Origin of the sequence: Caballeronia sp. dw_19 (genome assembly GCF_018449515.1) — a bacterium.
Taxonomy (GTDB): Bacteria; Pseudomonadota; Gammaproteobacteria; order Burkholderiales; family Burkholderiaceae; genus Caballeronia.
The window spans coordinates 59943-74697 of sequence record NZ_JAAVUQ010000015.1; the positions used below are offsets into that span (position 1 = coordinate 59943).

General features: G+C 59.0%; 15 protein-coding genes. 2 read left to right on the plus strand and 13 right to left on the minus strand.

The annotated features are described in order from the left end of the window. Positions 1 to 9: 9 nt before the first annotated feature. From HB376_RS20530 to HB376_RS20555, 6 genes are all read right to left on the minus strand, one after another. A complete protein-coding gene (locus HB376_RS20530) occupies positions 10 to 1254 on the minus strand; it encodes an efflux RND transporter periplasmic adaptor subunit (RefSeq protein WP_213765511.1) in 1245 nt (414 codons plus the stop codon). A gap of 270 nt (positions 1255 to 1524) precedes the next feature. After that, complete coding sequence (locus HB376_RS20535; RefSeq protein WP_255631464.1) at positions 1525 to 2838, minus strand: ATP-binding protein; 1314 nt, start codon at positions 2836 to 2838, stop codon at positions 1525 to 1527. Then, entirely contained in the window at positions 2831 to 3583 is a 753-nt protein-coding gene (locus HB376_RS20540) for a response regulator (protein WP_213765512.1), read from the minus strand. The genes HB376_RS20535 and HB376_RS20540 overlap by 8 nt, the downstream gene beginning before the upstream one ends. A 201-nt stretch (positions 3584 to 3784) precedes the next feature. Beyond that, positions 3785 to 4261, minus strand: a complete 477-nt coding sequence (locus tag HB376_RS20545) for a hypothetical protein (protein WP_213765513.1) — start codon at positions 4259 to 4261, stop codon at positions 3785 to 3787. Between the two features lie 33 nt (positions 4262 to 4294). Next, positions 4295 to 4588, minus strand: coding sequence for a hypothetical protein (locus tag HB376_RS20550; protein ID WP_213765514.1), 294 nt, complete (start codon positions 4586 to 4588; stop codon positions 4295 to 4297). 5 nt (positions 4589 to 4593) lie between these two features. Further along, on the minus strand, positions 4594 to 5673 hold the full coding sequence (locus tag HB376_RS20555; RefSeq protein ID WP_346730539.1) for a flavin reductase family protein: 1080 nt from the start codon (positions 5671 to 5673) through the stop codon (positions 4594 to 4596). Between HB376_RS20555 and HB376_RS20560 the strand changes: the two genes are divergently transcribed. Next, positions 5672 to 6031, plus strand: a complete 360-nt coding sequence (locus HB376_RS20560) for a hypothetical protein (RefSeq protein ID WP_213765516.1) — start codon at positions 5672 to 5674, stop codon at positions 6029 to 6031. The genes HB376_RS20555 and HB376_RS20560 overlap by 2 nt on opposite strands. 128 nt (positions 6032 to 6159) lie before the next feature. Continuing rightward, on the plus strand, positions 6160 to 7158 hold the full coding sequence (locus HB376_RS20565; protein ID WP_213765517.1) for an amidohydrolase family protein: 999 nt from the start codon (positions 6160 to 6162) through the stop codon (positions 7156 to 7158). Between the two features lie 42 nt (positions 7159 to 7200). On the opposite strand, the gene HB376_RS20570 is transcribed toward HB376_RS20565, so the two are convergent. From HB376_RS20570 to HB376_RS20600, 7 genes are all read right to left on the minus strand, one after another. Next, positions 7201 to 8241, minus strand: a complete 1041-nt coding sequence (locus HB376_RS20570; RefSeq protein ID WP_213765518.1) for an ABC transporter substrate-binding protein — start codon at positions 8239 to 8241, stop codon at positions 7201 to 7203. Between the two features lie 237 nt (positions 8242 to 8478). Next, positions 8479 to 9405, minus strand: a complete 927-nt coding sequence (locus HB376_RS20575; RefSeq protein WP_213765519.1) for an SMP-30/gluconolactonase/LRE family protein — start codon at positions 9403 to 9405, stop codon at positions 8479 to 8481. 104 nt (positions 9406 to 9509) lie between these two features. Continuing rightward, positions 9510 to 10718, minus strand: coding sequence for a porin (locus tag HB376_RS20580; protein WP_213765614.1), 1209 nt, complete (start codon positions 10716 to 10718; stop codon positions 9510 to 9512). Positions 10719 to 10983: 265 nt separating this feature from the next. Further along, positions 10984 to 11751, minus strand: a complete 768-nt coding sequence (locus HB376_RS20585) for a class II aldolase/adducin family protein (RefSeq protein ID WP_213765520.1) — start codon at positions 11749 to 11751, stop codon at positions 10984 to 10986. Between the two features lie 22 nt (positions 11752 to 11773). Further along, positions 11774 to 12652 (minus strand): TauD/TfdA family dioxygenase, encoded by an 879-nt coding sequence (locus HB376_RS20590; RefSeq protein WP_213765521.1) that lies wholly within the window; start codon positions 12650 to 12652, stop codon positions 11774 to 11776. Next, a complete protein-coding gene (locus tag HB376_RS20595; RefSeq protein ID WP_213765522.1) occupies positions 12642 to 13835 on the minus strand; it encodes an acyl-CoA dehydrogenase family protein in 1194 nt (397 codons plus the stop codon). The genes HB376_RS20590 and HB376_RS20595 overlap by 11 nt, the downstream gene beginning before the upstream one ends. Next, positions 13832 to 14749, minus strand: coding sequence for a TauD/TfdA family dioxygenase (locus HB376_RS20600; RefSeq protein WP_213765523.1), 918 nt, complete (start codon positions 14747 to 14749; stop codon positions 13832 to 13834). Before HB376_RS20600 ends, HB376_RS20595 begins: the two co-directional genes overlap by 4 nt. Between the last annotated feature and the right edge of the window lie 6 nt (positions 14750 to 14755).

A 14755-nucleotide genomic window follows, 5' to 3' on the forward strand; every position in this document is an offset into this window, starting at 1 on the left:
GTTCTCGCTTTAACCGCGGGTTGCCGACGCGGCCGCTGCAGCGGGGGCGTCGGAATTCGAATCGGAAGGGGAAGGGTTTTCGACCGCTTTGACGAGTGCGCCGGTGCGCGCTTTCTGCGATCCCGACACGATCACCCGGTCGCCAGCTTTCAAGCCGCTCGTGATGACCCAGTCCGCGCCGTTAGCGCTGTTGGCGGTCACCGCCGTTTGCGTGACCTTGCTGTCGGCGTCGACGGTCAGCACGCTAGCGGAGCCGTCCGATGCACGCGACACCGCCAGTTGCGGCACCGTGATCGCCTGCTGGTTCACGCCTTCTTCGAGCCGTGCCCGGACGAACATGCCCGGCAGCAGCGCGCCCTCGGGATTCGGGAACACGCTACGCAGCGTGACCGAACCTGTGGTGGCGTCGACGGTTATATCGGAGAACAGCAGCCTGCCGGCATGCGGATAGTCACTGCCGTCTTCCATCACGAGATGCGCGACCGCGCCGTCGCTGCCCGCCTGCTGCAACTGGCCGCTCGCGAATTCCTTTTGCAGCCGCAGCCAGTCGACCGATGAACGGGTGACATCGAGGTACATCTCGCTGGTCGCTTGAACGGTGGCGAGCGCCGTGGTCTGCTCGGCTGTGACAAGCGCGCCCTCAGTCACGCTCGACTTGCCGATACGCCCGGTGATCGGCGCTACGATCTTCGTGTAACCCAGGTTGATCGCGGCGGTTTTCAATGACGCGCGATCGGCGACCACGTCGGCCTTAGCTTCCTGCAGCGACGAGATGGCGTCGTCGTAGTCCTGCTTGCTCACGCCGTCTATCTTCGACAAGTCCGAGTAACGCGTCGCTTTGGTTTGCGCGGCGTCGGCCGTGGCTTGTGCCTTCACGAGCGTCCCGACGGCCTGGTCATAACTCGCCTGGTAACTCGCCGGATCGATCTGATAAAGCACCACACCCGCTGCGACCATCGAGCCTTCAGTGAAGAGCCGCTTCATGACGATGCCTTGCACCTGAGGCCTGACATCGGCCACGCGTACGGCGGACAGGCGGCCGGACAGTTCGGTGCTGGCGACGATTGGATGCGGGGCGATGGTTTCAACGCCGACTTCTGGCACGCCCTGTGGCGGACGCTGCGAGCCGCCGTCGCCGCAAGCGGCGAGCGAAAATGCGGCCACTGAAGCGGCGACGGCCACGAGTACACGCGTGCGTAGCAATCGTGTGGCCCCGGTAGGAACTACGGAAACCTGATGGATTATTCTGGTCATGCGGTGAGCGTCCTTCGATCAAGGTTCGACAAAGGGCCGCCGGGCAGACATCGATGCGCAGGTCTTTCGAAAAACGCGAGGAAAAGCGGAGGAGGGTTGCCTCGAGAGGCGCTCGACCCGACCACCGGGGCTCGGAGAAAACCGCGCAACGCCATGCCAGCGGCAAGGGATGACACGAGCTTAACGAGCAGCGTCTTACGATGGCTTAGTGACTGATTACATGATGTAACATTGCTGCGAGCGCGCGACCATGCATGCGCGGCAACGGCGTCAGGCGCGAACGCGCAAGGGGAAGTCGAGCACGACGGCGAGGCCGCCGCCGTCGGCATTGTGCATGGACAGGTCGCCGCCATATCGACGCGTGAGGCGCCGCACGATCGTCAGTCCCAGGCCGCAATGCGCGTCGCCGCCGCGAGCGGGATCGATCCGTATGAAGGGTCTGAGCGCACGGGCGAAATGGGCTTCGGGCATGCCCTTGCCATGATCGCGCACACTCAGGCGATCACACCCGTTGTGACGTGACGTTGCGATGCAAAGCGGAGGCGCACCATAGGTGAAGGCGTTTTCCACGAGGTTTGAGAGTATCCGGTCCAGTTCGACGGCAGGCAGGCGGAAGTCGTCGCTCGCCTGCAGGTCGAGTAAGAAGAGCGGGTCTCGTGCGAGCACGTCGTGGCCGTCGACATCAACGTTTGCTTCAGCTTCCGCATAGTGCGAACGGCAGAACGCATTGACTGAAATCCACGGGGCGTGCGCGTCTGTTTCGGTGTCGCGGGCGAAGTCGAGGAATTGCGTGACGATCTGCGCAAGCGATTCAGTGTCGTGAAAAAAGCCGTTGCGCGCGGTGCTGTCCGACACAAGGTTCGCGCGGACCTGGATGCGCGTGATCGGTGCACGCAGGTCATGCGCGACGCCGGCCAGCATGATCGCGCGTTCCTGTTCGGCGTCGCTTAATTCACGGGCCATTTCGTTGAAGTCACCAATCAGCCCTTTGACCTCCGACGGACCGTTGGACAAGACCATCGGCGGACGATGTCCCAACCTGAACTCACGTGCTGCCCGTGCGAGCCTCAATATAGGTTTCTGTATTTGCCATGCGCCGAGCAGTGCGATAGCAATGGCGAGGAACAGCATGAGCGCACTCGCGCTCAGCAAGCGGCTCACGGGAGGTACGACGGCTGGGATCAGAAGCCATCGCGACGATGGGCCATAACGCACCCACATGAGGTCCTCGGTGTGGTCGAATACCACGCGGCTCTGCGGCGGCAGGTCCGCACGCAGGACGTTCTCGAACAGGCCGTGTGTATCGGCGCAGGGCGGTGGACAACCGAGCGGCGCGGACTGTGGCCCGGCATCGGCGAAACGCAGGCCGAGCACGGCGGCGAGACGCTCGCTTGAGCCGTCGGCAGCACTCGCTGCCGGATCCAGCACCAGCCGCACCAGCCGGCTGACGTGATCCGCCTCGATGATGCCGCGCTCACGATCCACGATCACCATCCACGTCAGTTGCATCATGACGAGCAGGCCTACCGACAGCAGCGCGAGCCGGCCGAAGATCGTGTTGAGGGGGCGTAGCAGCTTATGCATCGCGTTCGGCATCGGGTGCATCGCCGGAGGCTCGCGGCGGCACGAACATATAACCGATACCGCGCATGGTCTGGATGATGCGCGGCTGCGAGGGGTCCTCTTCAATCAGTTGACGCAGGCGCCAGATCGGGACGTCGATACCGCGCTCCGTCACGTCCGCGTGCGTGCCGTACCAGAGGGTGAGCAGCCGCGAACGCGAGAGCGTTTCCATCGGGTGGCGCACGAGCACGTTGAGCAGGCGTAACTCGCTGTTCGTGAGGCGCTGCGGCTCGCCGTCGCGCGTGAGCGTGCGGCGGTCGTTGTCGAGTTCGAAGCGCCCGAAACGCGCTGGTTCCGACCATTGACTGGTCGGGCTTGGGGGCCGGCTCATGCCTTGGCGGCGCAACACCGCGTTGATCCGCGCAAGCAGCTCGCGTGGCATGAAGGGCTTGCCGAGGTAGTCGTCCGCGCCCATTTCCAGACCAACCACGCGGTCGATGTCGTCCGCACGCGCCGTCAGCATAATGACCGGGGTACCGTCATTATCTGCGCGCAGCCGGGTGAGCGCCGTCAGGCCGTCGATGCCGGGCATCATCAGGTCGAGCACGATGATTGAAGGGCGTTCGCGCATCACCACCTGATTCAGGTCGCGTGCGTCTTCGCGGAACGTGACTGAGAGGCCGCGCTCATCAAAAAAAGCCTGCAGCAAGTCGCGCAGTGCAGCGTCGTCGTCGACTAGAAGGATTCGGGTTTCGCTGTTGGACATGGCTTGAGCCTGGATGAGCCCTTGAAGAGCTTTGTAAGCTGCAATCGAAGCGACTATAAACGATGCCCGCCAGGATCGTGTTACGGCGTCTTAGCGATTCTTTCAATGCTTCGATGCCTGTCGCTTGCAGGCCGTTGCTCTTGAATCGGGATTCACGGACTCTGCGTTGCGCCATTCGACACACGATTGCCGGTGCTAACTTTAGGCTGCCTTGACCAGCAGCTTATGTGCTCGGCTGTCGCTGGCCTCGGTAATGCTTACCAAGCCTTTTTTCCGGAGGAACGCTCGGACGGCGCTGCACGTTTCGTGCGCGCCGATTGCGTCGGAAGCTCGAAATTTCGTCGATTGGCCACGAGATCGATCGGGGCGCGCAAATCGCCGCTGCTTATCGCGAATGTGGATTTCGAGCACCCACGCCAATGGCGAAGGAGGGAAGTCGACTTCGGAGAGCGGACCATCATAATGCGCGGCATGGGGAAAATCGGCCAGTCGAAGGCCAGAGATATCCAGGTTTAGTTCCCACCCCATCCGGTCGGCTTCGGCGGCCGCATAGTCATATAGTGCGCGTCCGGTCAGCCCTTGCGCTTGCCACTGCTCCTTGACTTTAGCGAACAAGTGCTTTGAGTCCAGCGCGCATTGGGTCATTGCGGGATCGTTTCCGAGCACGAAGGTTCTCACCGCCATCGCCTTCCCACTTTTCGTAGACGGGGCCTATGTCGATAAAAAAATATCGTTCTCGCCCAATACCATCCCCGCGAATGAGGGCGCACCGAAAGTCTTAACGGTATTTGTTCCGAACCGCTCATAGACTTCGTGCCATCCTCTACGCATCCCGTGAGTCGTCAGTATTTCCTTGGCTATGGAAACGGCTTCCTCTTCTTCCATACCGGAATGCACGCGGGCAGCTATCGCGTGGATCACATCGCGGGTTTTGGTTCTGACCATCAGCATGCTTTCGACGGAAAAGGCTGAGCCGACCTGTTCGTAATCCTGCAGTGTTTTCATCGATTTCATCCTTGATTAGATAAGTTGCAATTCAAAATATTCGGGACAGTCGGTGATGCTGATTGGCAGGCCAATCGGCATCCACTGGTAGCCATCGCTACCATATCGAGAATCTCATTTTCGTCGCGAGATGGCATCACCAAGCTGCGGTTTGTCTTGGCGTCGAATTTGACGACGCAGGTCCCACAGATACCTTTGCCGCCGCATACCGACTGCATGGAATAGCCGGAGCGACGTAATGTCGGTAACAGCGTGACATCTGCTTCGGCCGTGCAGAGTAGATCGCGCCCGACACTGTCTCGATCGGTGATGCGCGCCCGGATCGGTCTGGCTGAGCGGTGAGACGCTGGCTCGAATGGATCGAAATGAAACCTGTCTGCGGGCAAATGCTTTGTTTGAAGATAGTCCTTGATCTGTTCAACAAAGCCGCGACTGCCGCAGACGTAGGCGGAAACGTCATGCAAGGCGTCGAAGTCTTTATTCAGCCGAGCGGCGAGGGCGGTGAGGTGACCGGTCGATCCACCTCCGTTAGTTCCGAGCTCCTCATGCCCGACTTCATCGCTCAGAACGGCAACGAATTCGAACAGGTCGTGCCGTTCTGCCCATTCGGAGAGTTCGTGCCATGCGTAAATATCATCGACATCCCTGGCGCGCCAATACAACGTTATCGGCACATCGAGGCCACTAGCGAGCTTGTGTTCGAGCAAAGCTTTGAGCGGTGCATAACCGGTCCCCGACGCGAGCATCAGGATTTGGTTCGCGGTCTCGGTAGTCCAGGAGAAACGCCCATAAGGTCTGGCCAATTGAAGCGTCGTGCCGGGTGCTATCCGCTTTAGCGATTTGTCGGTGAAGCGCCCGCCTTTAACGTGCCGAACATGGAGTTCCAGATGGCCATCCTTCGGCGTTGCGCTGGCAAGGGAGAAGCTCTTCCTTCCGCTATCAGGCAGCACAATATCGATGTACTGGCCCGGGATGTAATGCCAGTCGACCGGCGATGTCAGGTAGACAATACTGACGTCGGCCGTGACTTCCTCGACCCGACGAATAGTCGCTTCGAACGTTCTGGGAGTTGACGATCGTCGAATGCCTTTGACTCAATCGCGACCGATAGGTCGGAGCGAGCACCTGCGGGTCGGCCGCTACGCTTTCCAGCTCTACTCGCTGGCAACACCGAACGGCGTGAAGGCCACAGTGACGCTTGAGGAAATGTCGGTTCGCGGTCACAGCGGCGCGGAGTACCACGACTGGCTGATCAAGATCGGTGATGTCGAGCAATTCGGTAGCGGTTTCGGGGAAGCGGCTTCGGACTCCAAGATCCCTGGGACAATGGATCGCAGCGCCAACTGCTTGAACCTGGAGGCTGACACCAAAGCAAATTCCCCACGCCGGTCGAGCGGGCCAGAAGTATCAATCAAGTCCAGCAGCAACGGCGGTGACGTTTGACTTAAGGCGCGGGTTTGCTTGTGGTCTGGCGATGATCAGCCCGCCGGCCAATTCGGGATCGTCGGCTTGAGTAGACGAAGTTTGCGCCACGGCACCGTATCATCAAACAACGAAACGGGAGGAAAGCAATGGCAAAGGGCTCATCGGTAGAGGCAATTCTTGATCAGGACCTGCTCATCGTCGATCCTCATCATCATTTATGGGGCGCACCTCATCCGGTTTACCGGGTACAGGAATTCGCTCGGGATTTGGGTAGCGGTCATCGCGTTGCGGCTACTGTGCATGTCGAGTGCAGTCAGGCGTATCGCGAGGGAGGGCCATCGCTCCTGCAGCCTGTCGGGGAAACAGAACACATCGCCAGTTTGACGGCGAAAGACATCTGCGAATCGTTGGCGATGCCTGGACTGTGTGCCGGCATCGTCGGATTTGCCGACTTCAGGGTCGGTGCGGCCGTCCGCGAGGTCCTCCATGCGCATATCGCGGCGGCAGAGGGTCGTTTTCGGGGCATTCGCCATACGGCACCATCCGATACAAGCCCCGAAGTCGCCGAGGTTCTTCGGATCAAACCCCCCGGGTTACTGCTCGATCGTTGGTTTCGCGAAGGCTTTGCGGAGCTCGCGCCGCTCCAGTTGAGCTTCGACGCCTGGGTATGTCATACGCAGCTCGACGACGTGACGAATCTGGCACGCGCTTTTCCAGATACAACCATCATCCTGAACCACACCGGCGGCCCGGTCGGAATCGGCGCTTATGCCGGGAAACGCGATGCGGTCTTTGCGGTCTGGTCCGCGGGGATCCAGACCCTGGCACGTGAGCCCAATGTTCTTGTCAAGCTGGGCGGCCTGGGCATGAAGCTGGGAGGATTTGGATTCGAGCATCAACCAGTTCTTCCTGGGTCGGTAGCGCTCGCCAAGGCGTGGCAGCCCTATATTGAAACGTGCATCCAGGCGTTTGGTCCCGCCAGATGTATGTTCGAGAGTAATTTTCCGGTCGACGGTCTGTCCTGTTCGTACGCGACACTATGGAACGCGTTCAAGCGTCTTGCCGCCGGCTATGGCGACAAGGAGCGGCGCGACCTATTCTCCGGCACAGCGCTGCGAGCCTATCGGATCCGCCTTGACGGCTGACCTATCATGCCCGGACGGCGTGCCGCCAGTGACGTCAGTCGCCTACCTGTACGATGCCTTCAGATTGGCGGCGAAGTTGCTGGTATCGACCGCCTGTCGGATAACCTCGGCGAAGCGGTTGTCGAGCAGGGCGGCCGCCTCCACGCGTTGCCTGATCAGTGCAGTGCTAAACGCAAAGTCTGTCAGTTGTTGTGAGGAATTGACGATATTCGCCGGCGCCTCGGGAATGAGGCGAGTGTAGTTCCAGACCAGTGCGGCTTGCGCAGGCGTCAGGTGCAACCCGCGAACCAGGGCGTCCTGCGCTTCCTTCGGATGCAGTACCAGCCAGTTCTGGTAAAGAACCAGGCGGCGCACGAAGTCCTCGATTGCCTTGCCCTTCAGTGGATCGTCGAGTGAGTCCGTATTGGCAACGAATCCGGTGAAGACGGTCAGTCCGTAATCATGCGCGGTACCCAACACCCGGGCACCTTGCTGGATGGCGGCGGGGAGGTTATCGGTGACCGTGAAGGAAACATCCACCCGTCCGGTCTCCAGGGCAAGAACCTGGTTGGTCGAGTCGAGATTGACAATCTGCACGTCTTCTTTCGACCAGCCCAGTTTGTGCAGTACCACGTAGGCGAACAGATTCAGGGAGGAGCCTAGAATGATGCCCCAGCGTTTGCCCTTGCTTTGCAGAATATTCGTGATACCAGACGCCCTCGACGCGACCATGACGAAACGGTCAAGTGCGACGCTGCCGTCGGGACCGGTGACGAGTACGGTCTTATATGGCGCGGTGCCCGGTGTCCACGGCGGTGTGGCAGCCGAGGCAGACTGGATCGCCGTCCATTGCGACAGGCCGTTGGCAATATCAACGTGGCCGCTCGCTAGTGCATTGACAGTTGCGGTCGGGCTTTGGAATGTGGCCCATTTGATCTGGTACGGCGTCTGATCGAATAAACCGGACGCGAGGAAACCGAACTGGGTATCGCCGCCTTGCTGTCCTACCGTGATTGTGACCTGGCTCAAGTCCGGCACCGCTTGACCTGGGGTGGGAGGCGCGGCGGTTGCCACGTGGGACAGGGTATACAGCATCGGTGCCATTGCGGCGCGCACGCACCAGTTACGTCGTTGAAAGTCTATTGTCATCGATCTATTGAACCTCAATGTTGAAGCACCGAAATTGCCGGGAAGGCTCTTGCGGATGTTGTGAATCGCCGAGAGCGTCCCGATGTGGCCCGTTAGTGTTCCGCCGGATATTGACCCCTACATGACGAAGCGCTTTGATCTGCGCTTCTCTCATATCGCCGCATGCGCTTTTCTTGAGTACTTGAGGGCCGGCTATGTCACGCATTTGAGATGCGAATACATCGGTTTTCCTGCGACAGGCAAACGGACTTGACAGAGGCTCCCACTGACGGCTTCGGTGATCATCAGTACGCGGTTGTCCGGGCCTCCAAATGCGAGATTGGTGGGCTGAAGGCCTTGCGGCGTGCGAATTCGGACAAAAGGCTCGCCCGTTCGCTCGAAGCCCCAGACAGTGCCAAGGCCGGGGTGCGCGACGTACAGCCGGCCTTCCGCGTCAAGGGCGAGGCCGTCCGGCCCCACGCCTGCGGACATCTGGATGAAGAGCCCGACCCGGGCTGCGGTGCCATCCGCGGCAATGCCAACTCGCCAGATGGCATTGCCGCGCGTCACCGCCAGATACAACGCGTCCTCGTTGAGGTCCATCACGAGTCCGTTTGGGCTTGGCAAGTTGTTCAGCACGCAAGTCAGCGTGCCGGCTGCTGTATAGCGAAAAACCCGCCCCGTTGGGTCGTGCAGTCCAGTTGCTCCCTGGTCAGTGAAATATAGATCTCCGTTCTGTGCGAAAAATAGATCATTGACGCCCTTAAAAGGCTCGCCGTTTGCATCGCTCAAAAAGGGTTCGACTTTTGCGGATACCGGATCGATGCACATGACGCCGTTCATGCTATCGGTGACGAATATCCGACCGTCTGGATGAATCTTTAGTCCGTTCGGCCAACCTTTATATTCCAGAGCAACAGTGATCGTGCCGTCGGGCGTCACTTTGTATATGCGTCCGTTGACCACGTCTACACACCAGAGGTTGCCGTCTAGATCAAAGGACGGACCTTCAAGAAACGACGTAAAGGCATGGCCTGGTCGTGCTCGATTCCAGAGCGAGTGTTGTCCACCCGTTCGGAGAGATTCTGGCAACGCGACGAAAGTCTCAGCGTCGATACATTGAGGTGCTTGAAAAAACATCGCTTTTTTCCGTGACGAAATCTGACGCAAGAGCAGGGAACCGGTCAATCAAGGGCGACGCTTAAGTGTCGCCCTTGATCCAATTTTCGGATCGAATGCATTGACTAGAATGAGTGTGAGATGCCGATCGTAAATCCTACCTGAGTGGGTGTCGACGAGGGATTGCTGTTGAACCCATCCCCGATCGCGGCCGTCGCGTTGATGATGTTGCCGGCACCGTTTGTCCCCAGCGTCTTGCCAGAAGCTCTTTGAACAGCTTGCACAGCGAACAAGGTGGTACGTTTGCTCAGCAGATACCATTGAGATGCGGTGAGTTGCTGGTAGTGAGCAGCGCTCGTGATTCCATTTGCCTTGGTCGTATTTACCAGGCTGTAACCCAATGCCACATTGGTGAATGGGGTCACGCTCCAGTGAACTACCGCACCGAACGTATTGAAAATTGCCGTATTTAAGAAATTTGAATTTCCGCCAGGGATGTATTGTGCGTTGGAATACGATGCAGATACGTCCACTTTATTGCTGAACGTATAGCCGACTGCTACGTTCACTCGTTGTTGTCCAGCGGCCGTTTGGTAACCGTTATTAATTGCAGAGACGACCGGCTGGGTTGATGTGTCGCCGCTCCAAGTGCCGCCACCGTGGGTGGGATTATTGACGCGTAAAACGCCTGCGGATGCACTGTAGGGGCCGTTCACGTATCGAAGTGCAAGACTCCATGTTGCGCCCAGCATTTCGCTGCCTGCAACACCGGGAACGCTATAAGACGCACCAAGCGTGGCGCCTGCGAAAGTCGGAGATACGTAGACGATTTCGTTGTTGACGCGCCAGGAGGCGTCTTGCGCATCGATATCACCGGGGTGCGCACCAAATGCGCCTGTAAGCCAAATAGGCGGCATATCCTGCGTGGCGAGCAGCAGGTATGGCGTGTACTGACGACCGAGCGTGACGGTACCGTAGTGCGGATTGGTTATCCCAACATAGGCGTATCGATTAAACAGCAGTCCGGTGGTCGAAGCCGCGCCATTGTTTGGATTGAAACCCGCTTGCAGATCAAATATGACGCTGGTGCCGTCACCGATGTCTTCGCTACCTTTCAGGCCGAACCGACTGGCTCTCCAACTAGACGTTGTCATCTTTAGCAGCGGCTTGCCTCCGGAAGTCTGACCAAGCGCCGAGCTATTGTTCACATACTCCAACTCTTCCTCAACGACACCGTACAAGGTTACGGTGCTTTGTGCGTGCGCAGTGCCCGCTAGCATCGACGCGCCAAGAGAGCTTGCGAGAAGAAGAGGTTTCAGTTTTCTATTTTTCATGAGAGTAGCTGTTGTGGTTGACGGATTAAATAAGTGATCGGTCGATTTCATCTTTAGGTATTCGCTAACACCGCTTGCGCGGTGCTGGAAAACCAATATTCAGATATCTAAAAAATAGGAATACTAAGTATAGAATTTGCGTAAGAGATTAATTTTCGATCGAAGTGTCGTACTCACTGACTGTTCTGATCCCTAGAACGAGTCATCGCTGTTGACATGGCCGTCTGAGTTGACTCGGCAGGCGGCCATGTCTCACTGCAATCGATCAGGTCGCGTAATCTGGATAGTCTCTGTCAGCTTTCCGGCGGAAGGCGGCCCACTCGAGCGAAGCAGCCGGCGACCAGCTGTCCGCAGAATAGATACGGGTACCCAGCTTCGTTAGATCTTCACGTAACATCAGCGGTATTTCTGTGACGTCGTCGGCGAGCTGGGCCGCAAGCTGGATATGGCAGGCGCGCTCAAGGCGCGTCATCAGCGCAAATGCCTCGCCGATCGTATGCCCCGCAGTCAGCGTGCCGTGATTGCGCATGAACAACACACTTCCATTGTTGAGTGCATCGACGAGCTTCCGGCATTCAGCATCGTCGAGATCCGCCCCACCATAGTCGTAGTAGCGCACATGGCTCGAAAGGATGACGGCGCTTTGCGAAATCGGCAGCAGTCCGGCCTTCTGGATTGACACACCTGTACCTGCCACGGAATGTAAGTGCATGATGGCTCCGACTTCCGGGCGAGCTGCAAATATCGAACCGTGAATGTGGTCGGCAGCGGGATTGACACCATACCGGCTCTCGCTTAAGACCCTGCCGTGCGTATCGATCCTGACGAGTGACGATGCCGTGATTTCTTCAAAAAAGTAGCCGGCGGGATTCACGAGATACTGGTCGGTCGTTCCCGGTACACGCAGCGAAAAATGTGTGCCGAACATGTCATGCCAGCCGTTGGCGGCCGCCAGACGATAGGCCGCGGCCAGATCACAGCGAGCCTGCCATTCTTCGGCTGGAAAATCGTCCGATGGGCGATGGGTTTGCATGATTGATCCTCAGTGCCGTTTTTCACGCAATTGAAGGTGCCCGGACGCGATGCGGAACGTCATCACTAGCCACGAGCACGCGTTCCATGACACGTGGGAAGTCGCCGTAATCCTGAACGGCGTAGTGCAGCGTAGCGCGGTTATCCCAGAACGCGACGGACCCCTTTTCCCATTTGACGCGGACCTGATACTCGGGACGTGTGATTTCGCGACGGAGGCGTTCGATGAGCGCGTCGCTGTCCACTCGATCCCAACCGAGGACCGAGGGGTTCTGAAGGAAATTCACATAAAGCAGAAGCTCACCTGTTTCAGGATGGGTTCGGACCAGCGGGTGCGCGACGACAGGCTGATGTCGACCGACTTTTTGAAGTGCACTATGGTGGTCGTGTACGAGATGCAATGAATCGATCGTCTGTTTCAGATCAGGTTCAAGTCCGGCGTAGACGGCGGCGCAATCGACCCAGATCGTATCGCCACCCACCTCGGGTATATGTATCGCTCGTAGAATGCCGCCAAGCGCAGGGCGTATGTCCCAGCTCGTGTCGGTATGCCACGCGCCGAATCTCAGATTCTTGACTCGTTGCCGTGCTTCTACTGCGGAGATCAGGTCAATGCCGGGCTCGGCCCCGTCCGGTTTCGCGGTCGTCGGATGCAAATAGATGTCTCCAAACGCGCGCGCGAATGCCAGGTGTTGTTGCCGGGTTATCGGCTGATCGCGAAAAACCAGTACCTTGTGACGCAACAGAAGAGCACGTATCTCGTCCCGATTGGCCGGCGCAAGGGGCGTGCTCAGGTCTAGACCGGATATCTCCGCACCCATGCGCGGTTGCAGTCGCCTCACCCTGAGCGATTCTGTAACAGCGGGTGCACTCACGTGGAGCTGGGCGTTATCAGTGTGCATGGGAGATTCCGCTTGCGGCTTCGAGCAAGGCTTTTCCCACCGTAGTGGCGGCCTGATCAGGATGCTCGCGCATGGTCAGGAAACGGAGGTCGCGAAATTGGCGCTCAAGTGTCGACCCTCTGGAGAATGCCGTGGGCCCGACTACCCGGGCTGCGATATCGAGTACCTGGTTAGCAGCTTCAATCGCCTGATGCTTGGCGCCAATGGATGCGAGCCCGGCCGCGTGCTTATCATCAAGGGTCCACAGCCATGCGGCCTTGCGGTATAACGCCCGTGCTCCGTCGATCGCGAAATGTAGGCGCCCGACGTGTCGCTGAGCATGGGGATCGGTCGCGGTCGAGCGCCGGTTGACTGCCAGAAGCACCGAGTCCAGCAGCCCCTGCGCGGCCCCGACGTATTGGGCGGCAAAGCCGAGGTCTGCCTTGACCGACCAGTTGCTGTCGAGGTGTGCATTCGGCTTGCCGATCATCTGATTCCATGCAATCTGGCATTGATCGAACCGGACGGTTGGACTGACCGCGGAGCGCATACCGGGAGCGTTCCACGACTGCTCAACGAACGACACGCCCGGAGCATCGGCCTTCACGACGAGCGCGATCCGTTCACCGTCGGTCACGGCCACTGGCGAGCGCGTACTGGTCAGATCAGTAACACCCGCATCGGCGAGTACCAACAGCCAGGTAGATGCACCAGCCAGCGTCGCGTAATTTTTTACGCCGGTGAGCGTCCAGCCTGTATCAGTCACCTGGGCAACCGATTCGTTGCGAGATCCTCGCGCGGTACGCCCCGGCTCGCTACTTAGCGTCGTCATCAAGGCTCCGTGGCTGACTACATCGCCCAGTATGTCGCGACGCTGGGCGCTCGTACCGAGCCGGTCCATGAAGTGCGCGGCATGGCAATGCACCTGCAAGCAGTGACTGGTTGGCAGGCAGACCTGCGCGATCTGCTCGAGAGCGAGCAGATAGAGCAGTGGATCGTCGCTTTCGATGCCGCTGCCATGGCCGCCCAGATCCTTGCCGATGACGAGCGTCAGAAGTCCTGCTGAGCGCAGATCGGCGAGATTCTCCACCGGTAAGGCCGCATCTGTGTCCAGGCTGGCCGCGCGTGACGCAAAAGCCTCACGGGCGAGCGTGCCAGCCAGATCGCTCAGCTGTTGCTGCTCATTAGTCAAGGAGAGGTTCATGCCGCCGCCGAACTCCGGGTGATGCTCACGCGCCCGTCGGTTGACGTAGCTGGTGTTCCAGCCACGGTAACCCGGCGTACGATGCGTTCCGCCTGGCCATAATCGTCGACTGCCTTGTGCAGGGTTGCGCGGTTGTCCCAGATCGCCACATCGCCCTGGGTCCAACGCCAGCGGACGATATTTTCATCGGCAGTGGCGTGGTTGTTGAGGATGGCGAGCAGGTGTGCGGAGTCCGCACTGTTGAACCCGACGATGCGTTTGACAAAATGCCCGAGCAAGAGCGTACGCTCGCCAGTCTCTGGATGGACGCTGACCACAGGATGCTCGGTTTCGACGACTTCTCGTCGCGAGAGCTGCTGATGGAATGCGTCAGCCTTGGCCGATCCCGCAGGAATCAGTGCGCTGTAGTCGAATACGTTACTGTGAAGTGCCCATAACTGATCCACGAATTCCTTGAATAACGCAGGAAGATTCTCATAGGCCGTTGCAGTGTTGGCCCAAAGCGTATCGCCCCCCAATGGCGGAATCTTTACGCCGCGCAGTACCGAGAGTTGAGGGTAGGCGTTCAGAAAAGTCAGGTCGGTGTGCCACGTACTCGAGCGCGTATCGCGGCTATCGAGGTTGAGCGTCGCACGCGTGCCTGCGAGCGGGTCGCGTGCCGGATGCGGCAGCAGGGTGCCCAGGCGTGCGGTGAACGCTTCGTGCGACGCTTCGTCCAGGTGAACCTGTCCGCGAAAGAAGATCACCTTGTAGCGCAACAATGCCTGACGGATGGATGCGATCGCGGGCTCGGGCAGCTCGCCGCCGAGCGTGACGCCGTGGATGACCGCGCCGGTGCGAACGGTCAACGGCTCGATGTCGAGCGGCGCTCGGAATTCGTTGCTAGAGGTCGGATGTTCAATGATCTGAGGCATGATAGA

Excerpts from the sequence above, each read along its gene's own strand:
- HB376_RS20530 (WP_213765511.1), bottom strand. The coding sequence starts at position 1,254 with ATGACCAGAATAATCCATCAGGTTTCCGTAGTTCCTACCGGGGCCACA.
- HB376_RS20535 (WP_255631464.1), bottom strand. The coding sequence starts at position 2,838 with ATGCATAAGCTGCTACGCCCCCTCAACACGATCTTCGGCCGGCTCGCG.
- HB376_RS20540 (WP_213765512.1), bottom strand. The coding sequence starts at position 3,583 with ATGTCCAACAGCGAAACCCGAATCCTTCTAGTCGACGACGACGCTGCA.
- HB376_RS20550 (WP_213765514.1), bottom strand. The coding sequence starts at position 4,588 with ATGAAAACACTGCAGGATTACGAACAGGTCGGCTCAGCCTTTTCCGTC.
- HB376_RS20560 (WP_213765516.1), top strand. The coding sequence starts at position 5,672 with ATGCCTTTGACTCAATCGCGACCGATAGGTCGGAGCGAGCACCTGCGG.
- HB376_RS20565 (WP_213765517.1), top strand. The coding sequence starts at position 6,160 with ATGGCAAAGGGCTCATCGGTAGAGGCAATTCTTGATCAGGACCTGCTC.
- HB376_RS20570 (WP_213765518.1), bottom strand. The coding sequence starts at position 8,241 with ATGGCACCGATGCTGTATACCCTGTCCCACGTGGCAACCGCCGCGCCT.
- HB376_RS20575 (WP_213765519.1), bottom strand. The coding sequence starts at position 9,405 with ATGTTTTTTCAAGCACCTCAATGTATCGACGCTGAGACTTTCGTCGCG.
- HB376_RS20580 (WP_213765614.1), bottom strand. The coding sequence starts at position 10,718 with ATGAAAAATAGAAAACTGAAACCTCTTCTTCTCGCAAGCTCTCTTGGC.
- HB376_RS20585 (WP_213765520.1), bottom strand. The coding sequence starts at position 11,751 with ATGCAAACCCATCGCCCATCGGACGATTTTCCAGCCGAAGAATGGCAG.
- HB376_RS20590 (WP_213765521.1), bottom strand. The coding sequence starts at position 12,652 with ATGCACACTGATAACGCCCAGCTCCACGTGAGTGCACCCGCTGTTACA.
- HB376_RS20595 (WP_213765522.1), bottom strand. The coding sequence starts at position 13,835 with ATGAACCTCTCCTTGACTAATGAGCAGCAACAGCTGAGCGATCTGGCT.
- HB376_RS20600 (WP_213765523.1), bottom strand. The coding sequence starts at position 14,749 with ATGCCTCAGATCATTGAACATCCGACCTCTAGCAACGAATTCCGAGCG.